Source organism: Pseudomonas sp. R37(2017) (assembly GCF_002113375.1).
Taxonomy (GTDB): domain Bacteria; phylum Pseudomonadota; class Gammaproteobacteria; order Pseudomonadales; family Pseudomonadaceae; genus Aquipseudomonas.
In genome coordinates this window covers 383,882-407,583 of record NZ_NEHO01000001.1, presented here as the reverse complement: position 1 = coordinate 407,583, position 23,702 = coordinate 383,882, and the positions used below count along the sequence as shown (strand labels likewise).

The 23,702-nt window shown below is 60.1% G+C and carries 25 protein-coding genes; 6 read left to right on the top strand and 19 right to left on the bottom strand.

Annotation, left to right across the window (positions count from 1 at the left end):
* Positions 1-24 precede the first annotated feature (24 nt).
* Entirely contained in the window at positions 25-762 is a 738-nt protein-coding gene (gene minC / locus CAG47_RS01935) for a septum site-determining protein MinC (protein WP_085723443.1), read from the bottom strand.
* Between the two features lie 118 nt (positions 763-880).
* On the opposite strand from minC, the gene CAG47_RS01930 reads away from it, so the two are divergent.
* Both CAG47_RS01930 and CAG47_RS01925 read left to right on the top strand, forming a co-directional pair.
* Positions 881-1,813, top strand: coding sequence for a lipid A biosynthesis lauroyl acyltransferase (locus tag CAG47_RS01930; protein WP_085723229.1), 933 nt, complete (start codon positions 881-883; stop codon positions 1,811-1,813).
* A gap of 165 nt (positions 1,814-1,978) precedes the next feature.
* Positions 1,979-3,133, top strand: coding sequence for a patatin-like phospholipase family protein (locus CAG47_RS01925; RefSeq protein ID WP_085723228.1), 1,155 nt, complete (start codon positions 1,979-1,981; stop codon positions 3,131-3,133).
* 99 nt (positions 3,134-3,232) lie between these two features.
* Here CAG47_RS01925 and CAG47_RS01920 read toward each other — a convergent pair whose 3' ends face one another.
* The 8 genes from CAG47_RS01920 to puuE all read right to left on the bottom strand — a co-directional run bounded on the left by CAG47_RS01920 (position 3,233) and on the right by puuE (position 11,380).
* Complete coding sequence (locus CAG47_RS01920) at positions 3,233-4,018, bottom strand: outer membrane protein OmpK (RefSeq protein WP_085723227.1); 786 nt, start codon at positions 4,016-4,018, stop codon at positions 3,233-3,235.
* 376 nt (positions 4,019-4,394) lie between these two features.
* The gene (locus CAG47_RS01915) at positions 4,395-5,180 is read right to left on the bottom strand and encodes an outer membrane protein OmpK (RefSeq protein WP_085723226.1); all 786 of its coding nucleotides are present in this window, start codon (positions 5,178-5,180) and stop codon (positions 4,395-4,397) included.
* A 183-nt stretch (positions 5,181-5,363) separates the two neighbouring features.
* On the bottom strand, positions 5,364-6,716 hold the full coding sequence (locus CAG47_RS01910; protein WP_085723225.1) for a nucleobase:cation symporter-2 family protein: 1,353 nt from the start codon (positions 6,714-6,716) through the stop codon (positions 5,364-5,366).
* Positions 6,717-6,880: 164 nt separating this feature from the next.
* Entirely contained in the window at positions 6,881-8,182 is a 1,302-nt protein-coding gene (locus CAG47_RS01905; protein WP_085723224.1) for a urate hydroxylase PuuD, read from the bottom strand.
* A 51-nt stretch (positions 8,183-8,233) separates the two neighbouring features.
* Entirely contained in the window at positions 8,234-8,737 is a 504-nt protein-coding gene (locus CAG47_RS01900) for an ureidoglycolate lyase (RefSeq protein WP_085723223.1), read from the bottom strand.
* A 120-nt stretch (positions 8,738-8,857) separates the two neighbouring features.
* Positions 8,858-9,853 carry an allantoicase gene (gene alc / locus CAG47_RS01895; RefSeq protein WP_085723222.1) on the bottom strand — a complete coding sequence of 332 codons (996 nt, stop codon included), beginning with the start codon at positions 9,851-9,853 and terminating at the stop codon, positions 8,858-8,860.
* An 88-nt stretch (positions 9,854-9,941) separates the two neighbouring features.
* Positions 9,942-10,457: a 2-oxo-4-hydroxy-4-carboxy-5-ureidoimidazoline decarboxylase gene (gene uraD / locus CAG47_RS01890; protein ID WP_085723221.1), complete on the bottom strand. Its 516-nt coding sequence runs from the start codon at positions 10,455-10,457 to the stop codon at positions 9,942-9,944.
* Complete coding sequence (gene puuE / locus CAG47_RS01885) at positions 10,454-11,380, bottom strand: allantoinase PuuE (RefSeq protein ID WP_085723220.1); 927 nt, start codon at positions 11,378-11,380, stop codon at positions 10,454-10,456. Before puuE ends, uraD begins: the two co-directional genes overlap by 4 nt.
* A 435-nt stretch (positions 11,381-11,815) precedes the next feature.
* On the opposite strand from puuE, the gene uraH reads away from it, so the two are divergent.
* Positions 11,816-12,169: a hydroxyisourate hydrolase gene (gene uraH, locus CAG47_RS01880; RefSeq protein ID WP_085723219.1), complete on the top strand. Its 354-nt coding sequence runs from the start codon at positions 11,816-11,818 to the stop codon at positions 12,167-12,169.
* A 192-nt stretch (positions 12,170-12,361) separates the two neighbouring features.
* Here uraH and CAG47_RS01875 read toward each other — a convergent pair whose 3' ends face one another.
* The 3 genes from CAG47_RS01875 to CAG47_RS01865 all read right to left on the bottom strand — a co-directional run bounded on the left by CAG47_RS01875 (position 12,362) and on the right by CAG47_RS01865 (position 15,172).
* Positions 12,362-12,988, bottom strand: coding sequence for a LysE family translocator (locus CAG47_RS01875; protein WP_085723218.1), 627 nt, complete (start codon positions 12,986-12,988; stop codon positions 12,362-12,364).
* Between the two features lie 72 nt (positions 12,989-13,060).
* Entirely contained in the window at positions 13,061-14,410 is a 1,350-nt protein-coding gene (locus tag CAG47_RS01870; protein ID WP_085723217.1) for an NCS2 family permease, read from the bottom strand.
* Between the two features lie 315 nt (positions 14,411-14,725).
* Positions 14,726-15,172: a MarR family winged helix-turn-helix transcriptional regulator gene (locus CAG47_RS01865; RefSeq protein ID WP_085723216.1), complete on the bottom strand. Its 447-nt coding sequence runs from the start codon at positions 15,170-15,172 to the stop codon at positions 14,726-14,728.
* A gap of 82 nt (positions 15,173-15,254) precedes the next feature.
* Here CAG47_RS01865 and CAG47_RS01860 point away from each other — a divergent pair, with 82 nt between their 5' ends.
* A complete protein-coding gene (locus tag CAG47_RS01860; protein ID WP_085723215.1) occupies positions 15,255-16,421 on the top strand; it encodes a PLP-dependent aminotransferase family protein in 1,167 nt (388 codons plus the stop codon).
* Positions 16,422-16,580: 159 nt separating this feature from the next.
* On the opposite strand, the gene CAG47_RS01855 is transcribed toward CAG47_RS01860, so the two are convergent.
* The 5 genes from CAG47_RS01855 to CAG47_RS01835 form a co-directional block, all read right to left on the bottom strand.
* Positions 16,581-16,952 carry a glutathione S-transferase N-terminal domain-containing protein gene (locus tag CAG47_RS01855; RefSeq protein WP_085723442.1) on the bottom strand — a complete coding sequence of 124 codons (372 nt, stop codon included), beginning with the start codon at positions 16,950-16,952 and terminating at the stop codon, positions 16,581-16,583.
* A gap of 104 nt (positions 16,953-17,056) precedes the next feature.
* Complete coding sequence (gene folE / locus CAG47_RS01850) at positions 17,057-17,602, bottom strand: GTP cyclohydrolase I FolE (RefSeq protein WP_003204506.1); 546 nt, start codon at positions 17,600-17,602, stop codon at positions 17,057-17,059.
* 77 nt (positions 17,603-17,679) lie between these two features.
* A complete protein-coding gene (locus tag CAG47_RS01845; RefSeq protein WP_085723214.1) occupies positions 17,680-18,237 on the bottom strand; it encodes a Smr/MutS family protein in 558 nt (185 codons plus the stop codon).
* Positions 18,238-18,325: 88 nt separating this feature from the next.
* Positions 18,326-18,646 carry a hypothetical protein gene (locus tag CAG47_RS01840; protein WP_085723213.1) on the bottom strand — a complete coding sequence of 107 codons (321 nt, stop codon included), beginning with the start codon at positions 18,644-18,646 and terminating at the stop codon, positions 18,326-18,328.
* A 131-nt stretch (positions 18,647-18,777) separates the two neighbouring features.
* The gene (locus CAG47_RS01835; protein ID WP_085723212.1) at positions 18,778-19,368 is read right to left on the bottom strand and encodes a cysteine hydrolase family protein; all 591 of its coding nucleotides are present in this window, start codon (positions 19,366-19,368) and stop codon (positions 18,778-18,780) included.
* 239 nt (positions 19,369-19,607) lie between these two features.
* Here CAG47_RS01835 and prmB point away from each other — a divergent pair, with 239 nt between their 5' ends.
* The gene (gene prmB, locus CAG47_RS01830) at positions 19,608-20,516 is read left to right on the top strand and encodes a 50S ribosomal protein L3 N(5)-glutamine methyltransferase (protein ID WP_085723211.1); all 909 of its coding nucleotides are present in this window, start codon (positions 19,608-19,610) and stop codon (positions 20,514-20,516) included.
* Positions 20,517-20,647: 131 nt separating this feature from the next.
* On the opposite strand, the gene CAG47_RS01825 is transcribed toward prmB, so the two are convergent.
* Both CAG47_RS01825 and CAG47_RS01820 read right to left on the bottom strand, forming a co-directional pair.
* Positions 20,648-21,439 (bottom strand): hypothetical protein, encoded by a 792-nt coding sequence (locus CAG47_RS01825; RefSeq protein ID WP_085723210.1) that lies wholly within the window; start codon positions 21,437-21,439, stop codon positions 20,648-20,650.
* An 88-nt stretch (positions 21,440-21,527) separates the two neighbouring features.
* Positions 21,528-22,526: an alpha/beta hydrolase gene (locus CAG47_RS01820; protein ID WP_085723209.1), complete on the bottom strand. Its 999-nt coding sequence runs from the start codon at positions 22,524-22,526 to the stop codon at positions 21,528-21,530.
* Positions 22,527-22,610: 84 nt separating this feature from the next.
* Here CAG47_RS01820 and aroC point away from each other — a divergent pair, with 84 nt between their 5' ends.
* Complete coding sequence (aroC, locus tag CAG47_RS01815; RefSeq protein ID WP_085723208.1) at positions 22,611-23,702, top strand: chorismate synthase; 1,092 nt, start codon at positions 22,611-22,613, stop codon at positions 23,700-23,702.

Below are 23,702 nucleotides of genomic sequence, written 5' to 3'. Positions count from 1 at the left end.
GCTTGGAAAATGCGGCAGTATCCGTTAAAGCCGAATGATGTTCAACACGTCGCCGGACAGGCTGACCTGCACGCCCGAACCCCATAGAGGGTCGCGGCGCAGATCTTCGGAAACCTTGTAATGCCCGGCGATGGAAATCAGTTCAGCGCTCATTTGCTGACAGAATATCCGCGCCTTGGTGTCGCCCTTGACGCCGGCCAACACACGACCACGCATCGGGCCGTATACATGGATGTTGCCATCGGCGAGAAGTTCCGCCCCCGGGCTGACCGAAGAGACCACCACCAGATCGCTGCCCTGGGCATAAATCTGCTGGCCACCGCGTACTGGCGAAGTGATGATTTTCGTCGGCTTGATGGTCGGCTCGGGCGGTTTTTCCGGTTTTTTCTTCGGTTCGCCTTCGGTCAGGTCCAGTGGACGCTCCCGGGCACCGGACGGTGGCAGCACCGGCAAGTCGACTGCGATGGCGGCGGCGATGTCTTCGATGCGGCTGGCACGGATCGCCAGGGTGCGTAGGCCATGCTGGCGGCACACGCGCATCAGACCGGGTAGATCGACCGCGCCTTCGTTGGCCGGGAGTTTGTCCAGGGCCAGTACCAGCGGCGCGTTGCTGAAGAAGTTGGGCGCCTGGGCGACCTTGGCGGCCAGTTGCCGATCAAGGCTTTCGAGGTCGTTACGGGCCAGTTCCAGCACCGTAATGGCCAGCATGCTGCCCTTCAACTGGAACACGGGATCTTGGTCTAGCGGTTCGGTTTGGCTCATGGTCGGCATACAACGACTTGTCACTAAAAGTGCCGAGACTTATAACGAGAACGCCCGCAGGCCGCAAGCCGGGTCGAACGATGTAGAATGCGCGGCCATTGTCATTCCGGAAGCATTAATGGACCGCCCGCGTTTTCGAAAAGCATTTCTATCTCCACGTTTCTGGCCGCTTTGGTGTGGCCTGGGGCTGTTGTGGCTGATCGTCCAGTTGCCGTATCCGGCCCTGCTGTGGATCGGTCGTGTCCTGGGCGCTTTGATGTATCGCGTGGCCGGCGACAGGCGGCGCATTGCCAAACGCAACCTGGAGCTGTGTTTTCCCGAAAAGACCGCCACTGAACGCAAACGCCTGCTCAAGGAGAATTTCGCCTCTACCGGCATCGCTTTTTTCGAGATGGCGATGAGTTGGTGGTGGTCGCGCAAACGTCTGGCGAATCTCGCTCATGTCGAAGGGCTGGAGCATTTGCAAAAGGCCCAGCGCGAGGGCAGGGGCGTGATCCTGATGGCGCTGCACTTCACGACACTGGAAATCGGTGCCGCGTTGCTCGGCCAGCAGCACACCATCGACGGCATGTACCGCGAGCACAAGAACCCGCTGTTCGACTACATCCAGCGCCAGGGCCGCGAGCGGCATAACCTCGACTCGCTGGCGGTGGAGCGCGAAGACGTGCGCGGCATGCTCAAGTTGCTGCGCTCGGGCCGGGCGATCTGGTACGCACCGGATCAGGACTACGGCGCCAAGCAAAGCATCTTCGTACCGCTGTTCGGCATCCAGGCCGCGACCGTCACCGCCACGAGCAAGTTTGCGCGGCTGGGCAAGGCGCTGGTGGTGCCGTTCACCCAGGAGCGTCTGGCGGATGGCAGCGGTTATCGCCTGGTGATCCATGCGCCGCTCGAGGGCTTCCCCGGCGAAACCGAAGAAGAAGACTGCATACGCATCAATCAGTGGATCGAAGGCGTTCTGCGCGAATATCCCGAGCAATACCTGTGGGCCCACCGTCGCTTCAAGAGCCGTCCGCCGGGCGAGCCCAAGCTGTACGCCAAGCGCCGTTGAATCCCGCTTCCCTGTAGGAGCGAGCAAGCTCGCGATGGTCGTTAAAACGCGGCGGGGGTGTCAGGTACCCCGCGTTATCGTTGTCCACCATCGCGAGCTTGCTCGCTCCTACAGGGGAACAAGTCGAAACAATGAAATCCCATCAAGCACCATGGAGAGTCGTGCATGAGTCCAGCTGAACCGGTTACAGGGTTGATTCTTTCCGGTGGCGGGGCTCGGGCGGCCTATCAGGTCGGGGTGCTGGCGGCGATTGCCGAGTTGCTGCCGCCGGGGGCGAGCAACCCGTTTCCGGTGATCGTCGGTACCTCGGCGGGCGCGATCAATGCCGTCAGCCTCGCCAGCGGAGCAATGGACTTTCATAACGCCATCGAACGCCTGACGGCGTTCTGGCAGGGCTTTCGCAGTCATATGGTGTTGCGCAGCGACTGGCCAGGGGTGATCCGCCAGGCCAGCCGCTTTGTCGGCCACAGTTTGCTCGGCATCGGCAGGCACATACCGGTGGCGCTGCTCAACAGCGCTCCGCTGCGACATTTGCTCAACCACAAACTGCATATGGGCGGCATCGCCGAAGCGATCGCACAGAAGCAATTGCATGCGGTGGCGGTCACGGCGTTCGGCTATGAGTCGGGTCAGGCTGTCACCTTCTATCAGGGCGGCGGCAGGATCGATGCCTGGTTGCGCCATCGACGCATCGGCGTTCCCACTCAACTGTCGGTCGAACACTTGCTCGCCAGTTCGGCGATTCCGCTGCTGTTCGCCCCGGTGAAAATCGGCGAAGAGTATTTCGGCGATGGCGCGGTTCGGCAGTCGGCGCCGATCAGCCCGGCGCTGCATCTGGGCGCCAGCCGGGTGCTGGTGGTGGGTGTCAGCGGCAACCCCCGCGGTTTCGACCCGCAACAACCCTTGCAGCGCAGCTACACCGGCCAGCAGCCGACCCTGGCGCAGATCGGCGGGCACATGCTCAACAGTACGTTCATTGACAGCCTGGAAAGTGACATCGAACTGTTGCAGCGCCTGAACCAGTTCAGTCACCTGATGCCCGACGGCACGCCCACCCGGGCATTGGGCGTGGCGCCGGTGGAGGTGCTGGTGATTTCACCGAGCCAGCCGATCGACGAAATTGCCGCGCGACATCGCCAGGAGCTGCCGCCTGCATTGCGCCTTTTTTTACGCGGACCGGGTGCGACCAAGACCAGCGGGGCCGGGGTGTTGAGTTACCTGCTGTTCGAGGCGGGGTATTGCAGTGAATTGATCGAACTGGGGCGGCGCGATGCGTTGGCCAAGCGTGGGGAGTTGTGCCGGTTTCTGGGGTTGATGTAGGAGCGAGCAAGCTCGCGATGGACGTTAACGATGACGCTGGGAGCCTGACCCCCCCGTGGCGTTTTCCAGCCCCTCGCGAGCTTGCTCGCTCCTACGTGATCAGAAGTGAACCTTGACCAGGAAGCTGGTCACACTCTGATCAGTCTTGAAGCCCTGGCTGTCTTCAATCCCGTACTTGTTTTTCCAGTAGTCATACTCAACACCAACGTACAACTGCTTGGCACCCAAATTCAGTGCCTTGCCCAGGTCGTATTTGACCTGAGGATTGAAGTGCAGGTTGGCGTGGTATTCGCCTTTGCTGTTGACGTCGTTGTCGACGACCCAGTCCATGAAACCGTCGATCAGTACATCCGAGCCACCCACCGGGATGGTGTAGGACCAGACCGGCGTGACCTGCCAGATGTTGTCGCCCGGGCGGTCGCCTTCGGTGTGACGGTTGTAGAAGTTCAACTGGAAGTAGTCGAAGCCCGGGATGGCCAGGTCGAAGCCAGGGCCGATCAGGTACGACTCGGTGTCGTCTTCACCGAATTCGTAGGTCATCGCCAGCAGCACGTCCTTGATCGGGCCCAGCTCGAACTTCTGGTCGAAGATCTTGTTGAACGACAGGCGCGGGCTGAGCTCGCCGTAGTGAGTGTTCTTGCCGGCGAAGGCGTCTTCCTTGCCGTTGTAGAAGATCTTGTCGATAAAGAAGAAGTTGTCGCCGTACTTCCAGCCATCGGCGTGTTCGAAGGTGACCGTCTGCTGAATGCGCGGGTTGACCTGGAAGTCCTTGCCATACAGATAAGTCAGGCTGTTGTTCTGCCATTGCAGCAGGTCGCCGGCCATGGCCTGCCCCCCCGCCAGCATCGATCCCGCCAGCATCAGGCTAGTGCACATACGTTTCATTCGGTTGCTCCCAAAAAGTAGGTGTTCCACGTGTTTTTTAAGGTCGGCGCTCTGGTGTGGCGCCTTTTTCTGTAGCTGTAAAAAAATCCATCCAATCGGTCAGCTTCAATGCCGTCGGCAAGGGCTGCGCCAAGGCTTTCGAAAAGCAAAAAAACTCCCGTTCGGCTGCTCGAGAGCAGTCGATTGAGAGGGGGGTGGGAATGCCTTGGTACCGTCCAGAGCCGGGATAAGTTGGCTTTCTGGTCAGGTTTTACATCCGGGCTTTTTTTTAAACCGGATTCGGGCGGCCGCGGAGAATACTGACTCCTCGGCCAGGTCTCAAGTGCTCCGCAACGGCGCACCGACGACAGGTTTGGGGCACGGTTGCGGGGCTGCATCAGAAATGCACCTTCACCAGCAGGCTGGTGGTGTTTTCATTGGTGTCGAATTTGTCGCTGTTTTCGATGCCGTATTTGTCTTTCCAGTAGCTGTACTCGACGCCGACGTACACCTGTTTCTCCCGCCAACCCAGGGCCTTGCCCAGGTCGTACTTGACCTGTGGGTTGAAGTGCAGGTTGGCGTGGTAGGTGCCATTGGAGTTCTGGTCGTTATCCACGACCCAATCCATGTAGCCGTCGATCAACAGGTTCGAGTTGCCCAGAGGCAGGGTGTAGGACCAGGCCGGCGTGATCTGCCAGACATCATCGCCAGGACGCGAGCCTTCGGTCTGGCGGTAGTAGAAGTTCAAGGTGAAAAAGTTGAAGCCCGGTACTGCGAGGTCAAAACCGGGGCCGATCAGGTAGGCCTCGGTGTCGTCTTCGCCGTTCTCGTAGGTCATCGCCAGCAGCACGTCCTTGATCGGGCCGAATTCGAAACGGCGGTCGAGGATCTTGCCGAGGGAAAGGCGTGGGCTGAACTCGCCGTAGTAGGCGTGAACGCCTTTGTTGCGGTCTTTTTCACCGTTGTAGTAAGTGCTGTCGATGAACATGAAATTGTCGCCGTACTTCCAGCGGTCGGCGTGTTCGAAGGTGATCGTCTGCTGGATATGCGGGTTGACCACGAAATCCTTGCCATACAGGTAACTGAGGCTGTTGGTCTGCCACAGCAGTAAATCGCCGGCCATGGCCTGACTCGCGGCCAACAGGCCACCACTCAACAGCAAGCTGGTTTGTCTCCGAATCATCTGTTGCTCCCTCTTGTTTTTATTTTTGCGAGGCGCAGGCAACCCCAAACCCTGTAGGAGCGAGCAGGCTCCGGGCGGCGCTCCGACGATGGTCGTCAACGATTACGCGTGTTATCTGGATACACGCGGTGTTCTCGGGTTCATCGCGAGCTTGCTCGCTCCTACAGGGGCGGCGCTTCTGTGTTAGTGGGCGTGACAGTCGTTGATGGTCGCGCGCTCGGCGCCGCCAAGGATGTTGAACAGCAGGTTCAGCGTCAGCGCGCTGAGGGTGGCCATGGCGATGCCGCTGTGGGTGATCGGACTCATCCACACGGGCAGGTGGGCGAAAAACTCAGGGCGCACCACCGGGATCAGACCCATGCCGATGCTCACCGCCACCAGTAACTGGTTGCGACGGTCACCGATATCGGCTTCCTGGAGAATCTTGATCCCGGTGGCGGCGACCATGCCGAACATCGCGATGGCCGCGCCGCCCAGAACCGCTGGCGGAATCGAGGCCACCAGGAACGCGGCCTTGGGCAGCAGGCTCAGGACGATCAGCAAACCGCCGGCAACGATGGTCACCGAGCGGCAGCGCACACCGGTCATTTGCACCAGGCCGATGTTCTGGGCGAAGGAGGAGTGGGTGAAGGTGTTGAAGAACCCGGCGAAGAACGAGGCGCCGGCATCGCACAGCAAGCCGCGACGCAGCATGCGTGGGCAGACTTCCTGGCCGGTGATCTTGCCCAGGGCGATGAACATCCCGGTGGACTCGACGAAAATGATCACCACCACCAGGCACATCGACAGGATCGGTGCGAGTTCGAACTTCGGCATGCCGAAGTGCAGCGGCGTGACGAACTGCAGCCATGGCGCCTGAGCCATGCCACTGAGGTCGACCATGCCTAGCAGGCCGCAGAGCACATAGCCCAGGCACATGCCGATCAGCACGGAAATATTGACCCAGAAACCGCGCATGAAACGGTGCACCAGCAAGATGGTGCCCAGTACCAGTGCGGCGATGGTCAGGTAGATCGGCGAACCGAATTGAGCGGCGCTCGCTCCGCCACCGGCCCAGTTCACGGCCACGGGGAACAGCGACAAACCGATCGAGGTGATGACCGTGCCGGTCACCAGTGGCGGGAAGAAGCGCACGACCCTGGACATGAACGGGGCGATGAGCATGCCGAAGAACCCGGCGGCGATGGTCGCGCCGAAGATCCCTTGCAGGCCGATACCGGGCATGCCGGCCATGGCGACCATGCTGCCGACGGCCGCGAAACTGGCGCCCATCATCACCGGCATGCGAATGCCCATGGGGCCGATGCCGAGGGACTGGACGATGGTGGCGATACCGGCGACCAGCAGGTCGGCGTTGATCAGGAAGGCTATTTCTTCACGACTCAGGCCAGCGGCCTGTCCGATGATCAGCGGCACCGCGATGGCGCCGCCATACATCAGCAGAACATGTTGCAAACCGACCAGGATCAGTTGCAAGAGGGGCAAACGCTGAATGGCGGGTGCGTCGGGGATGCGCGCTGCGGATAGCTCGGACATGCAACACCTCGGATCTTTTTTATTCTTGTGATTTACAACTGCAATGCTGCCGGCAGCTGTATTCGAATCAGGTGGGCCGTTTTGCGGCCATTCGCGAGCAGGCTCGCTCCCACAGGTTTTTGCATTGTCTGTGTGGGAGCGAGCCTGCTCGCGAAGCTTTTTACTTAGTTGGTCGGAGCTCCCTGCACGATCCAGGCACCGATCAGGTCACGTTCCTGCTGGGTCATCTGCGTGATGTTGCCCAGTGGCATGATCTGGCTGGTGACGGCTTGTGCCTGAATCCGCGGCGCGTTCTGGCGGATCTGCTCGGGGGTGTCGAACATCACACCGGCAGGGGCCGTACTGAACAGCGGGCTGGTCGGCTTGGCCGAATGGCAAACCGCGCAACGTTCCTGAATCACGCTGTGCACTTTGTCAAAGCCAGGGCCGGCGTTGGACGCTTGCGCCGGTGCGGTGGCCGGTGCTTCAACGGGCTTGGCTTCAGCCGGTTTCAAACCACCGCCCACTGCTGTTTCCGGCAGCGGCTGGTATTCGATCTTCGCCGGGGCCTTTGCCACTTCCGGGCTGTTCAGCGGCGCAGGGCCGGTGACGTAGGCCAGGCTGATCATCCCGACGGCTGCGACTGGAAGCGTCCAGGCAAACTTGTGGCTGTCGTGACGGGTGTTGAAGTAGTGACGCACCAACACCGCCAGTACCGCGATCCCGCCCAGGATCAACCAGTTGTACTGGCTGCCGTAGGTGCTCGGGAAGTGGTTGCTGATCATGATGAACAGCACTGGCAAGGTGAAGTAGTTGTTGTGACGCGAACGCAGCAGGCCTTTGGCCGGCAGCGCTGGATCCGGCGTGCGGTTCTCGGCGATGGCCGCCACCAGTGCGCGTTGCGCCGGCATGATGATGCGGAACACGTTGCCGACCATGATGGTGCCGATGAGGGCGCCGACATGCAGGTACGCACCACGTCCGCTGAACACCTTGCTGAAGCCATAGGCTGCGCCGATGATCAGGACGAACAGGATGAAACCCAGCAGGGCAGGGCGTTTGCCCAGGGCCGAATCGCAGAGGAAGGAGTAGACGAACCAGCCGATGAACAGCGAGCCCAGACCGATGGCCACGCCTTCAGGGCCGCTCAGGGTGCTGCCCGGAGCCAGCAGGTAGAGCGTCGGGTTGGAGTAGAACACCACGCACAGCAGCGCGATACCCGACATCCAGGTGAAGTAGGCTTCCCATTTGAACCAGTGCAGGTTGTCCGGCATGGTCGGTGGAGCCAGCTTGTATTTTTCCAGGTGGTAGATACCGCCACCGTGGATTGCCCACAAATCACCGGCCAGGCCGGTTCTCGGGTTGACCCGGTTGAGGTTGTTTTCCAGCCATACGAAGTAGAACGACGCACCGATCCAGGCCACGCCAGTAATCATGTGAACCCAGCGCACGCTCAGGTTCAGCCATTCCAACAGATGTGCTTCCACAGTCTTTACCTCTCGCCCGTCACTCTTGTTGTCGAGTGATCGGACCTTCTCTTATTGGTGGGGGGCGAGGATCAAACGCTCATCCTCTTTGAAAAAATGCTCATCGCAGTTATTGCCTGTGCCACTGCGATCAACCACCAGGAAGTCATCCCGCTTTTCGATCGTCAGCACCGGGTGGTGCCAGACGCCGCGATGGTAATTGATGCCCTGCCTGCCGTTGGTGACGAAGGCGCGGACCAAGCCTGATACAGGTTCATCGCCAAGTGGCGCGACCACGATCAGAAAGGGGTTGCCGAGCAGCGGAATGAAAGCCTGGCTGCCCAGCGGATGGCGCTCCAGCATGCTGACGGTCAGCGGCATGTCCTGCGCGTCGGCGCGGAAAATGCTGATGATCGCGTTGTCCTCTGGCGTTGCGGTTTCGACCACCGCCAGTTTGTGGAAGCGCATGGTCGAACCGTTATTGATCATGAAGTGATCGCTGCCGTCGGTTTCGATCACGTCACCGAAAGGGGCAAAGGCTTCTTTGGTCAGCGGTTCAATCGTCAGTGTGCGCATGCTGTTCTTCTTATCCGAATTCGTTGTTGTCTGATCTATTGCTTTCGCGAGCAGGCTCGCTCCCACATTTGCAATGCATATCCCTGTGGGAGCGAGCCTGCTCGCGAATGGCCTCAGCGCTTATTTGGCGACCTTGCCCAAAACGCGCAGGCGGCTCACACCACCATCCGGGAACACGTTCAGGCGGATGTGGGTGATCGGGCCCAGCGCCTTGATCTGCTCGGCGAAGGTGTGTTCGGCGTGCATTTCCAGCTTCTGGCTTGGCAGCAGTTCGCGCCAGAACAGCGACTGGGTTTCAATCTGGCTGTCGGTACCGCCTTTCACGAAGGCGCCCTGGATCGAGCAGTTGTCCGGGTAGTTGCCCTTGAAGTGCAGGGTGTCGACGATGACTTTCTCGACTTCACCGGCATGACCCAGCGCGACGATGACCCAGTCATTGCCCGGGGTACGACGACGCGCGGTTTCCCAGCCATCGCCCATGTTGATGCCACGGCCCGGGTTGAGGATGTTGCTCATGCGGCCGAAGTGTTCGTCGGAGCAGGCGAGGGCGCGGCCACCGTTGAGGGCGGCGGCCAGGTCGACTTGCTCGTTGTCGCCGATCGCCGACCAGTCACGGAACGGCACGCCGTACACGCGCAGGCGGGCCACACCACCATCCGGGTAGATATTGAAGCGCAGGTGGCTGAAGGCCTGGTCGTTGTTGATTTCGTGGTAGTGGTGGCTGTTGCCTTGCAGCTCGACGGCGGACAGCACTTCAACCCACTGGGTGCTTTCGTTCGGTTCGCCTTCGGCCAGGAAGCAGGCTTCCAGGGACGCCGATGGCGGGAAATTGCCGGTGAAGAATGAAGTGTCGATGTCGACGCCTTTGATCGAACCCGGTACGCCCAGTCGGATTACGGCGCTGTCGAAGCCTTCGAAGCGCTTGCGGCGCGATTCCCAACCGTCCATCCACTTGCCGTTGTCATCGAACACGCCCTCCTTCCATACGGCCGGGGTCGGTTGGAACAGACGGTTGGCGTCTGCGAACCAGTCATCGGTGACCGAGATGATTTTGGTGCCCAGGCGGGCGTCGGCCAGGTTGACGAACTTCTCGAAAGGTACGGCGTAAGCTTTCATTCTTCTTGTCTGCCTTTAAATAAGTGGCTTGGGATGCTTGCAGGGCCCTGGGTGTTTTCTGCGTTTGAAAACACTCGGGCCAGGCTTGCTATAGGGTCAGTAATCGGAACAGGGCAATCTTGTTGATCTCCGCCAGCGCGCACTTGAACTCGGTGTCGACCGGGTTGTGGATGCGCGTTTCGAACGCTGCGAGGATCTGATGCCGGTTGCTGCCTTTTACCGCCATGATGAAGGGAAACTTGAACTTGGCTTTATAGGCGTCGTTCAGCTCGGTGAAGCGCTGGAACTCTTCGGCCGTGCATTGGTGAATACCGGCGCCAGCCTGTTCATTGGTGCTGGCTTCGGTCAGTTGCCCCTGGACGGCGGCTTTGCCGGCCAGGTCCGGGTGAGCGTTGATCAGGGCAAGCTGGCTTGCGTGATCGGCGCTCAACAGGATGTCGCTCATGCGCTGGTGCAGGGTTTCGATCTGGTCGATCGAAGCGTCCTGGCCCAGGTCGAAGGCTTTCTCGGCCACCCATGGCGAATGTTCGTAGATGTCGGCGAAAGCGGCGACGAAGGCGTCGCGGCCCAGGCTCGAAGGTTTGACGGTTTGAAAGGTGCTCATTTGGCAGCCCCTGTGTACGGGTGGGTTTCTTGCCAGTGGCGCGCGATGTCGACGCGACGGCTGAACCACACCTGTTCATGACTTTTAGCGTATTCGATAAAGCGCTTGAGCGAAGCCAGACGCGCCGGACGGCCGATCAGGCGGCAGTGCAGGCCGATCGAGAGCATCTTCGGCGCTTCGGCGCCCTCGGCGTAGAGCACGTCGAACGCATCCTTGAGGTATTCGAAGAAGTCGTCGCCCTTGTTGAAACCCTGGACCTGGGTGAAGCGCATGTCGTTGGTGTCCAGGGTGTACGGGATCACCAGGTGCGGCTTGCCGGTCGGGTTGTTCGGTTCCCAGTAGGGCAGGTCGTCGTCGTAGGTGTCGCAGTCGTAGAGGAAACCGCCTTCTTCCATCACCAGGCGACGGGTGTTCGGGCCGGTGCGGCCGGTGTACCAACCCAGCGGACGCTCGCCAGTGATTTCGGTGAGGATGCGGATCGCTTCGAGCATGTGCTCGCGTTCCTGGGTTTCGTCCATGTACTGGTAGTCGATCCAGCGATAGCCGTGACTGCAGATCTCGTGGCCGGCATCGACCATGGCGCGGATCACGTCCGGGTGACGCTGGGCGGCCATGGCCACGGCGAAGATGGTCAGCGGAATGTCGAATTCCTTGAACAGCTTGAGGATCCGCCACACACCGGCACGGCTGCCATACTCGTAAAGGGACTCCATGCTCATGTTGCGCGCGCCTTGCAGCGGCTGGGCGGCAACCATTTCCGAGAGGAAGGCTTCGGACTCTTTGTCGCCGTGCAGGATGTTGCGCTCGCCACCTTCTTCGTAATTGAGTACGAACGACAGGGCAATGCGGGCATTGCCCGGCCAGTGTGGGTGCGGAGGGTTACTGCCGTAACCGACCAGGTCGCGTGGGTAGTCAGCGCTCACTGCAGGCTTCCTTCTTGTTCGATGATGACGATTGGTGTGACGCAGCTGAAGATTGGTTGGCAGGCTGGCGTCACAGCGATGGGGTGATTGTATACAACTTTATCTTCACTTTGTAAGCCTGAATTTTCGCATTTTTCACCGACCGTCATCTTTTACTGCTATTGGCGTGAGCCAGCAAGAAATCTGCCTGACTGCTCAGTGATTTGCTGAAGGGTTCATAGACTGGGCGGTTTGGCGGGAAATCGGCAGAAAATCGACAAATGGCGGGGCTGTGGTGAAATATGTCGTTTTTATTGTGTACAATTTTTTTGAAAAGTGTCTTAATCAGTCGCTCGCCGCAGCTTTTCGTGCTCCGAATCGGTGCGGTCTCCTTTTCAACTGACTTCGGGAGGCGCGAAGTCTGACTGCATCCACGCAGGCAGGCGCGCAGAATCAATGGGACGTTTGACTACACACGTTTTGGACGCAGCACACGGTTGCCCGGGCAGTTCGATCAAGGTCGAGTTGTACCGCGTTGAAGGTTCGCAGCTGGAATTGGTCGCCACTGCAATCACCAACAGCGATGGCCGTGTCGATGCACCGCTGCTGCAAGGCGATGACTATCGCACCGGGGTCTATCAGGTCCAGTTTCATGCCGGCGATTACTACCGCGCCCGCGGCGTGAAGTTGCCGGAGCCGGCTTTCCTGGATGTCGTGGTGCTGCGTTTCGGCATCTCCGCCGAGCAGGATCACTACCACGTGCCGTTGTTGATTTCGCCTTACAGCTACTCCACCTATCGCGGCAGCTGATCCCCCAGGCAGCTGCCGTACCCTGGAAGCGACTGCGCATATAGCTTCTTTGGTCTTTCGCCCGCTCACACTGCGGGCTTTTTTTCGTCTTGAGAAAATGGGTGTCTGCACTGACGCTATCGCGAGCCTGCTCGCTCCTACAGTGCTAGACGCAATCCTGTAGGAGCGAGCACGCTCGCGAAGCTTTTGGCCTTAGCGGCTCAACAGGGAGGCAGCACCCGCCCCACTGAACAACCCGGCACTCACACGGTTGAACCAGCTCTGCCCCTTGCCGCTACGCAGATAACGCGCCGCACCATGGGCACCGAGGCCGTAGGCCAATTTGCACAGCAGGTCGAGCACAGTCCAGGTCGCGATCATCACCAGCAACTGCGGCAGGAACGCTTGTTCGGCGTTCAAGAACTGCGGCAGGAAAGCGGCGAAGAACAGAATGTCTTTCGGGTTACTGGCGCCGAGCATGAACGCGCGGCCGAACAGCGCGCGAAAGCGTGGCACCGGCGCGGCCTGTGGCACTTCAGCGCCGTGGGACGGCTGGCGCGATTGCTGCCAGCTCTGCCAGGCGAGGTAGAACAGGTACAGCGCGCCGACGATTTTCAGCGCGCTGAACAGCTGTTCCGAAGCCAGTAGAAGGGCGCCCAGGCCCAGTGCCGAAGCACTGAGCAGGCAGATCGAAGCAATCACGCCACCCAGAAACGCCGGGTAAGAGCGGGCCAAACCGTAGTTCAAACTGTTGCTGATCATCAGCAACGACAGTGGCCCCGGGATCAGGATCACTACCAGTGCAGCGCCGCTGAACAGCAGCCAGGTTTCCAGACTCATCACTTTCCTCCATTTGCACAAAAGCCTCACCCGACGGGGTGAGGCTGTTTTGAAGCGAATCCCGCGTAAGGTTTACAAGAAGATGAACTTGGCGATGAAGATCGCGCAGAGCACCCACAGACTCACGGAAATTTCCTTGTACTTGCCGGTGCCGGCCTTCAGTGCCACGTAGGTGATGAAGCCCAGCGCGATGCCGTCGGCGACCGAGAAGGTCAATGGCATCATGATCGCGGTAACGATGGCCGGAATGCTGTCGGTCGCTTCGTCCCACTCGATGTGGGCCATGCCGCCCATCATCAGCATTGCCACATAAATCAATGCGCCAGCGGTGGCATAGGCGGGAATCATGCCGGCCAGTGGTGCGAAAAACATGGCGGCTATAAATAGCACACCAACGGTGACGGCGGTAAGACCAGTCCGACCACCAGCGGCCACGCCGGCAGCACTTTCCACATAGCTTGTCACGGGTGGAACACCCACCACCGCGCCGAATACGCTGGAAGCACTGTCGGCTTTCATCGCGCGGGAGAGGTTTTCGATCCTGCCGTCAGCGCCGACCAGGTTGGCGCGCTGGGCAACGCCCATCAGGGTGCCGGCGGTGTCGAACATGTGCACGAAGAGGAACGCCAGGACCACGCTGATCATGCTGACGTTGAACACGCCGGCGACATTCATGGCCATCCAGGTCGGAGCCAGGCTTGGCGGGGCCGACATGATCCCTTCGTAATGCACCAGGCCCAGGCCCCAACCGGCGAGGGTCACGGTGATGATGCTGATGAGGATTGCACCGAAGACCTTGTGGTAGCTGAGGATGGCGATCATCAGGAAACATACGGCGGCCAGCAGCGGGCCGGGTTCGCGCAGGGAGCCGAGCTTGATCAGCGTGGCCGGGCTATCGACGACGATACCCGCGGTTTTCAGGCCGATCAGCCCCAGGAACAGACCCACGCCAGCGCCCATGGCGAAGCGCAGGCTGACGGGAATGCTGTTGAGCAGCCACTCGCGGATTCGCGAGAAGGTCAGGATCATGAACAGCACACCGGAAACGAACACCGCACCGAGGGCGGTTTCCCAGTTGTAGCCCATGGTGCCGACCACGGTGTAGGTGAAGAAAGCGTTCAGTCCCATGCCCGGTGCCAGGCCGACCGGCCAGTTGGCGTACAGGCCCATCAAAAGGCAGCCGAGCGCAGCGGCGATGCAGGTGGCGACGAATGCGGCACCGTGATCGATCCCGGCGTCAGCCATGATGTTGGGGTTGACGAAAATGATGTAAGCCATGGTGATGAAGGTTGTCAGGCCGGCAATCAGCTCGGTCTTCACCGTGGTGCCATGCAAGCTGAGTTTGAACAGGCGTTCCAGCAAGCCACTACGTAGTGGCGGCGAGAGATCCAGCGTCGATGCTTCGGATTTGCGGCTTTCCACAGCGAGTACTCCTCAAGAGTTTTATTTTTATTTCCAGGGCCGGACCCATGAGGGTGGCAGCGGCCCTTTGAGGTGCTTGCGAATTTGTTGACCGCTTGGTCAGGAACTCGCACGAGATGGATTATGCTTTTGTATACAAAGAAAGCAAATAATGTTTTTGGTTTTGTCGACGAAAAGTTTGGCGATAGGGATATATCGACGGTTCCGACGCCTTCGCGAGCAGGCTCGCTCCCACATGAAAATGCAGTCAACTGTGGGAGCGAGCCTGCTCGCGAAGGGGGCTGATCAGCCAATGCACATTCATCAGGAAAACCCTCAATCAGCCTGCGAATGACTTTTCCCCAGCGCCAGATTCACCGCCAGCCAGCCATTCACCGCCGTCTCGCCAGCCTCGGCAAACACCCGCTCCAGCAATTTCACCTGCTCGCGCCGCAACGCTTGCTCAAAGCGAGCGCCTTCTGCAGTCAACGCCAGCAGGCGTTTACGCTTGTCGGTTTCGGACGCGACGCTGTCGACCAGATGCATCTCCAACAATTGTCGCAGCGGCATGTTCAGCGCCTGCTTGCTTACGCCGAGCAACGCCAGCAGTTCCTTGACGCTGAGGTTCGGATAGCGGGCGATGAAAAACACGATGCGCTGATGCACCCGGCTCAGGCCGCGACGTTCGAGCATTTCATCGGCCTTGGCGGTGAAGGCCTGGTAGCCGAAGAAAAACGCTTCCATGGCCTGTTGCTGGGATAGCGGGTTTTTAAGGTCAAGCATATTGACGTATCCATTCCGGGAGGCGTAATTTCGGTCAACAAGTTTGACTCATTTTTCCCATGCCTTGCTACCGGTGATCCCCATGGCTTTTTCCGAACGTGTCTCGCGCCTTAAAAGTTCTTTGATCCGTGAAATCCTTGCCGCGGCTCAGCGTCCACAGATGATGTCCTTTGCCGGTGGCTTGCCGGCCGAAGCCATGCTGCCGACGGTCGATTGGGCCCAGATGCCGGTATCCATGGGCCAATACGGCATGAGCGAAGGCGAGCCGGCGCTGCGTGAAACGTTGGCCGCCGAGGCACGGGCGTTGGGAGTGGCATGCGAGGCCAGCCAGGTGCTGGTGGTCAGCGGCTCCCAGCAAACCCTGGATCTGGCGGCCAAGCTGTACATCGACAAGGGCACCGAGATCCTGCTTGAGGCGCCGACTTATCTGGCGGCATTGCAGATTTTCCAGCTGTTCGGCGCCGACTGCCTGACCGTGCCGCTGGAGGCTGACGGTCCGAACCTGGCGCAGTTGCGCACTCGCCTGGAACAACACCGCCCAGCCTTCATCTACCTGATCCCGACGTTCCAGAATCCTTCGGCGGTGCGCTACAGCGAAGCCAAGCGCGACGCGGTGGCGGCGTTGCTCGATGAATTCGGCGTCACCCTGATCGAGGACGAGCCTTATCGCGAACTGACCTTCGATGGTGGCAGCGCCACACCCATTGTCAGTCGCTTGAAAAAAGCCAGTTGGATCTACACCGGTACTGTGTCGAAAACCCTGCTGCCGGGTTTGCGCGTTGGCTACCTGATCGCCAGCCCGGACCTGTTTCCCCATCTGTTGAAACTCAAACAGTCGGCGGATCTGCACACCAATCGAGTCGGTCAGTGGCAAGCGCTGCAATGGATCGGCAGTGAAAAATACCGACAACACCGCAGTCAATTGCGTGATTTTTACCGGGAGCGGCGGGATGCGTTCCAGGTGGCGCTGCAAACTCACTTTGCTGAACTGGCGGATTGGAACGAACCGCAGGGCGGGCTGTTTTTCTGGCTGAAGCTCAAGCGGCCAGTGGACACTCGAACCTTGCTCAACGCCGCATTGGCCAATGACGTGGCATTCATGCCGGGCGAGCCGTTCTTCCCTGAGCCGGACAAGCACCCGGGGTACTTGCGCTTGAACTTCAGCCACATCGACCCGGCGCGGCTGGATGAAGGGCTCAAGCGGTTGGCGGCGGTGGTGCGACAGGCGCAAGCGGCGCAGGCGGCCTGATAACAAATAAACCGGCGCAAGGGCCGGTTTACTTTTGTCTGAGATTTGCGTTGTGAGTGCCGGCCTCATCGCGAGCATGCTCGCTCCTACAGGGGAACGCATTCCAACTGTAGGAGCGAGCACGCTCGCGATAAGGCCATCAGCCCCAACGGAAGAACATCAGACCGTCGCAAACCGCTTGTCCAGATAATCAATGATCACCTTGGACTCATACATCCAGGTGGTCTGGCCATTTTCTTCGATGCGCAGGCACGGCACCTTGATCTTGCCGCCTTGCTCCAGCAGGGTCTGGCGATCCTGTTCGTTGTTTTTCGCATCGCGCAAGGCCACCGGCACATTCAGGCGGCGCAGGGTGCGACGGGTCTTCACGCAGAACGGGCAGGCGTGGAATTGATACAGGGTCAGGCCCTTGGCGGCGGAATCGATTTGAGCCTGAGCAGCGGCGGGGCGCTTCTTTTTGCTTGGGCGAGTGATGAAGTCAATGAAGATGATCAGTTGGCCAAGGCCGACACGAAGCGCTTTTACGAACACGTTGAAAGCCTCACGGTGCAAGGAAAGAAAGGCGCGCAGCTTACCTGATTTTTCACGGGCGAAAAAAAACCGGCGATGAATGCCGGTTTTCTTCCGAAAGCGAATTACTTGATGAGGCTGAGGAATTCGCTGCGGGTGGCTGCGTTCTCGCGGAACTCACCGAGCATCACCGAGGTGATCATCGACGAATTCTGCTTTTCCACACCGCGCATCATCATGCACATATGCTTGGCCTCGATCACCACTGCAACACCCAGGGCGCCGGTGACTTGCTGGACCGCATCGGCGATCTGGCGGCTGAGGTTTTCCTGGATCTGCAGGCGGCGCGCGTACATGTCGACGATCCGCGCCACCTTCGACAGGCCCAGGACCTTGCCGCTCGGGATGTAGGCAACATGCGCTTTGCCGATGAACGGCAGCAGGTGGTGTTCGCACAGCGAGTACAACTCGATGTCCTTGACCAGCACCATTTCGCTGTTGTCGGAGCTGAAGAGGGCACCGTTGGTGACCTCTTCCAGTGTCTGTTCATAGCCGCGGCAGAGGTACTGCATGGCTTTGGCGGCACGCTTGGGCGTGTCGAGCAGGCCCTCGCGGGAGACGTCCTCGCCCAGTTGGCCAAGGATCGCGGTGTAATTCTGTTCCAGGGACATGAAACTACCTGTGGGATTTTACGCAAAGGGCAAGGGTACGGTGGCTGACACGACGCTGCAAGCGTGGCGCGTCAGCTTTACTCGTCGCGACCTTCCATCATGGTGCGCTTGAGCATCACGTAAACCGCGCCGGCACCGCCATGTCTGGCCTGGCACGAGGTGAAGCCGAGTACCTGTGGATGCTGGCGCAGCCAGGTGTTGACGTGGCTTTTGATCATCGGCCGCTTGCCGTCGAGGCGAACAGCCTTGCCATGGGTGACGCGCACGCAGCGGATTTCGAATCTGGTCGCTTCGGCCAGGAACGCCCAGAGGGTTTCCCGGGCTTTTTCCACGCTCATGCCGTGCAGGTCGAGGCTGCCTTCGAACGGAATCTGTCCGATCTTGAGCTTGCGCATCTGGCTTTCCTGCACGCCGTCACGTGCCCACATCAGTTCGTCTTCAGGACCGACGTCGATGACGAACTGATCGGACAGGCCGTCGACGGTGGTGGCATCGGCGCGAACAGTGGCCGCCTGGCGCAGCTTGGCGATCTGCGCGCGGTCAGTCTTGGGTTTGCCGGTTTCGGCGCGATCGTGCTTGATCGGCTTGACGCCTTGGATCGCACTTTTGAACAGGGAAAAATCGTCGTCTTGCATGTCAGCCTCCGCGAAGGGCGGCCAGTTTACCCAACTCGAAGCGAATGGGGCGCGACAAAACGCACGGAGCCCGGTCTCGACCCTGGTCTCAGTCGTGTTTTTTCATCAGGTGCGGGGACATGGCCAGCTCCCGCGATTGCCGCGAGCGGCGCCGGCAACGACGCCACAGCCATACTCCGAGGTACAGCACGAACAGGCCGATCGCCAGAATCACTGCCGCACCGGCGCGGTTGCTGTTCAACTCGCCCAGGGCAGGTACATGGCCGAACAGCGCGGCGGCAGCGGCCATGGCGAGCAGCACGCCACTCATTGCCAGCAAGGCAGCGAATGCTGCGCCGATTCTAAAACGCCAGTTGCGTTGGCCTTTGGGCCGCAGGCGGCGAGCATCAAAACCATCGGATAACTTCATTCCGACCTTCCTCAATGGGTATCGGCCCTTCGACCGGGAGTTGACCGGGATGTTCCTGAGGCTAAGACAATTACGGGGAATGAGAGGTTTTTGCGGATGAGCGGCGCTCCAGGCCGCTCATTGAGTGTCGATCAGATCAGTTCGCGGGTCAGCGCGAGGGTGGCGAAGTTGTCGCCCATGATCGCCATCTCCGTCTGATGAACGTGTGCGGCACTGAGCACACCACCCTTGTAGGGCAGATCGCGGGTGGCGCAGGCGTCTTCCACCAGGGTGCAGCGGAAACCCAGGTTCTTGGCGGCGCGCACTGTGGTGCTGACGCTGGAGTGGCTCATGAAGCCGCAGACGATCAGGTCAAGGGCACCGAGGTCTTCCAGGCGTTTTGCCAGTTCGGTGCCGTGAAACGCGCTTGGCAACATTTTGCCGATGACGGTTTCATCGCTCTGCGCCTCCAGGCCTGGAATGAACTCTCCACCTACACCCTGGGGGTTGAACAACCCGCCGAGTGTACCGAGGTGGCGGACGTGCACGATCGGCCGGCCGGCGGCGCGGGCAGCGGCGAGCAATTGCTTGATGTTCGCGACAGCCTCATCCATGCCACTCAGGGCCAGGGGGCCGCTGAGGTATTCTTTTTGGGCATCGATGATGATCAGGGTCGCATGACTCAGTTTGGCTGGCGGATAACCGCGGCCGCTGAGTTGAAACATCGTTTGTGGAACGGACATTCTGGGGCTCCTTGGAGTGGGGCTTTTGCGGCATTGTCCTCTGGATGAGCGGTTCTGTGAATCGCTACGATCGTAGGTGGCGTCTTTGCTGGCCTGTAGCCTTGTCAATAGTCAGGTTTTGTTCAATAGCCTGGCGAAAAAACGGATAACTCCTACATTTGGCTCGGTGGTTTTCCCGCGTCGTCGTGACGCCGTTTGACTGGTAGAATCGCCCGTCGATTTTTCTGGAGTTTGCCGTCGTGATCACTTCCCGCCTTCGTACCCTGCGTGACCATATCCGTTGGGCCGTCAGCCGCTTTCATGGGGAGGATCTGTTTTTCGGCCATGGGACGGACAATGCCTGGGACGAAGCCCGTCAACTGGTGTTGGGTGCGTTGCACCTGCCGTGGGAAATTGCTGACAGCTACCTCGACTGCAATCTGGAAGAAGACGAACGGGTCCACTTGCAGCAACTGCTCAAGCGACGCATCGAAGAGCGCGTGCCGACCGCTTACCTGCTGGGCGAAGCCTGGTTCTGCGGCATGTCGTTCATTGTCGATGAACGTGTGCTGATCCCGCGCTCGCCGATTGGCGAGCTGATTGAAAACCGTTTTACCCCGTGGCTGGCCAACGAGCCGGCGCGGATCCTCGACCTGTGCACCGGCTCCGGTTGCATCGGTATCGCCTGCGCCTACGAGTTCCAGAACGCCGAAGTGGTGTTGGCCGATCTGTCGTTCGAAGCGCTGGAAGTGGCCAACCAGAATATCGAGCGTCACGGTGTCGAGGAGCGTGTCTACACGGTGCAGGGCGATGGTTTCGATGGTTTGCCGGGTCAGCGTTTCGATCTGATCGTGTCGAACCCGCCGTACGTCGACGCCGAAGATTTCGCCGACATGCCGGACGAGTACCAGCACGAACCGGAACTGGGCCTGGCCTGCGGTGATGACGGTTTGAATCTGGTGCGGCGCATGCTTGCCGAAGCGGCGGATCATCTGACCGAGAAGGGCTTGCTGATTGTCGAAGTGGGCAACAGCCAGGTACATGTCGAGGCGTTGTACCCGGAGGTCGACTTCGCCTGGCTGGACTTCGAGCGAGGCGGGCATGGCGTGTTCATGCTGAGCGCCGAGCAGTGCCGCGATCATCAGGCACTGTTCGCCTCCCGCATCTGACCTGTAGGAGCGAGCAAGCTCGCGATGGACTTGAGGGCGACGCGTTTGTTCAGTGAGCACGCGTTATCGTTAACGTCCATCGCGAGCTTGCTCGCTCCTACAGAGTACCGCGGCGCCAACATCCCAAGTATTCACCGGTGCGTGGCAATCCAGATCAGCAACCCCGCCTGAAACACCGCGAACGCCACCAGGCACGTAATGGTGAAGCGCAACCCGGCGTCTTCGCGTTTGTATTTGCTGACTTTCTCTTCATGGTTCTTGAGTTTGACTTCCTGCTCGGCCAGGTTCTGCTCGGCTTGCTGGAGCATTTGCGCAGCCTCGAGAATTTCCACGACCTGCAGTTTTTCGCTGTTCCAGTCGCCCAGGAGGTCGCCGACCTTGACCGGCTTGACGCTGCCTTTCAGATGCTGGGCATCGGCATACACCACGTCGAAACCGTGCACGCGCAAAAAATGATCGCGGCGCAGGCGGGTGTCTTCGTTCAGTGCATCCTTGTTGTTCAGGTCAAAGCCGTCGACGGTGTAGGTCGGCCAGCGCTTTTTTGCCCAGTTGATGCCCTGGGCCGCCAAATAGCGGCCAATGCCACGGTTGAGCGGTTCAATCTGCAAGCCGCTGTCGGGGCCGAAATGCACGCGCTTTTCGGCATGATCGACCCACACGTCCAGATGGTTCTGTTCCTTGCGTACGCGCTGGCCGGGCAGGGTGATGCTCATGCGCATCAGGCTGCGTGCCTTGTCGTTGCGTTCGGCATAGCCTAGTTCGACAAAGCGCAGCGGGCGCCCGCCTGTATTGCGATCAGTCTTCAGCGGCGCCAGGCGGAGCATTTTGTGGTGCTCGACGTGGACGTCCGCCCAAGGCAGCTCGACCGCTGGCGGTGTGTCTGTTTCAGCGGTGGTGTCGGGTGAAGTCTGGGTGTCAGTCATAACGGCGAGATCCTGTGCAAGCTCAGCGTGTTGCCAACCAATGTACTGGCGACAAAGGCTTATCGGCCGTTTTCTTCAGGACTGGAGCTTAACTGGCGCGAAGTCCGTCAATAAACCCGAGAATTCGCGTGCCCAGTTCCGCCGCCAGGGGCAATTGTGGATCTTTATAGGAAGCCAGCTGGCGCTTGACGTCGTTGGGCACGATGCGCATGACGTGGTTCATGCCCTCGATCAGTGCCAGTTCGGCGTCCGGCTTGGCTGCCTTGAGCAACCTTGCATCATTGACGCCGACCTGGATGTCGTTGCTGCCCTGGATGATCAATGCCGGCATTTTCAGCTTGGCGAACGCCGCGGCCGGGTCCTGACGGAACAGGGAAATCAGGTAAGGCTGCACGCTCGGGCGGAAAATCGCCTGCAAGGGTGGCGGCACATTATCGTCGGGCTTGCCAGCCTTGAGGCTGTCGAGCAATTCATTGCTGCGCAGCATCAGCGGCGGGGGCAGGCGATTGCCCAGTTGCTGGCGGATGACCTGATCGACCGGCCGGGCGCTACCCGAGACCGAAATCACCGCGTCGGCATCGATGCCCGGCGCCGCGAGGCTGGCGATCAAGGCACCTTCGCTGTGACCCAGCACAATCAGTTTGCCGAAACGCGGATCGGTCTTGAGCTTCTGGCCCCAGGCTTGCGCATCGGCCACATAGGCCTCTACTGTCAGGTTACGCTCGTCCGGGGTCGCGGCCAGGCTCGCGGCCACGCCACGCTTGTCGTAACGCACGCTGGCGATGTTGTGTTTGGCCAGCACCCAGGCCAGGCGCTTGAGGCTGTCATTGCGCCCGCCATCGGGATTGTTGCCGTCGCGATCCGTAGGGCCGGAGCCGGAAATGATCAGGACCACCGGCACCGGATTGTCGGATTTTGGCAATAACAACGAGCCGAAAAGCTCGCCAGTGCCGGTGTCCAGGGTCATCAGCCGTTGCAGGACAGTCGCCTGGGCGAAGCCGGAAATCAGGGTAAGGCTCAAGGCTAGAACTCGCAGCATCATCGCGCCATCATTCAGAAGATGCCGGTTGGACTCACAGGCACCCATAAGGTTCGAGGATGAACTACTTGGGTAGCCTGCGTATACTGGCGCGCATTACGTATTCAGGTTCGATTTCACGGAGCGCCCTGCATGTCCGGCAATACCTACGGCAAGCTGTTCACTGTCACCACCGCGGGCGAAAGCCATGGCCCGGCGTTGGTCGCCATTGTCGATGGCTGCCCACCGGGCCTGGAGATATCCCTGGAGGATCTGCAGCGTGACCTGGACCGCCGCAAGCCCGGCACCAGCCGCCACACCACCCAGCGCCAGGAAGCCGACGAAGTCGAAATCCTCTCCGGCGTGTTCGAAGGGCGTACCACGGGCTGCGCGATCGGCCTGTTGATCCGCAACACCGACCAGAAGTCCAAGGACTACTCGGCGATCAAGGATCTGTTCCGCCCGGCCCACGCCGACTACACCTACCACCACAAGTACGGCGAGCGCGACTACCGCGGCGGCGGTCGCAGCTCGGCTCGCGAAACCGCGATGCGCGTCGCGGCCGGTGCGATTGCGAAGAAATACCTGGCCAGCCAGGGCATCGTCATTCGCGGCTACATGAGCCAGTTGGGGCCGATTGAAATCCCGTTCAAGACCTGGGACTCGGTCGAGCAGAATGCCTTCTTCAGCCCGGACCCGGACAAAGTGCCGGAACTGGAAGCCTATATGGACCAGTTGCGCCGCGACCAGGATTCGGTCGGCGCGAAAATCACCGTGGTCGCCGAAGGCGTGATGCCGGGCCTGGGCGAGCCGATTTTCGACCGTCTCGACGCTGAACTGGCCCATGCACTGATGAGTATCAACGCGGTCAAGGGCGTGGAAATCGGCGCCGGTTTCGCCAGCGTCGCCCAGCGTGGCACCGAGCATCGCGATGAGATGACCCCGCAAGGCTTCCTCAGCAACAACGCCGGCGGCATTCTCGGCGGTATTTCCTCCGGTCAGCCCATCGTTGCGCACCTGGCGCTGAAGCCGACGTCGAGCATCACCACGCCGGGCCGCTCCATCGACATCCATGGCAACCCGGTGGAAGTGATCACCAAGGGCCGTCATGATCCGTGCGTCGGCATTCGCGCCACGCCGATTGCCGAAGCAATGATGGCCATTGTGCTGATGGATCACCTGCTGCGTCACCGCGGGCAGAATGCCGATGTGCGCGTGAGCACGCCGGTGCTGGGTCAGCTGTAA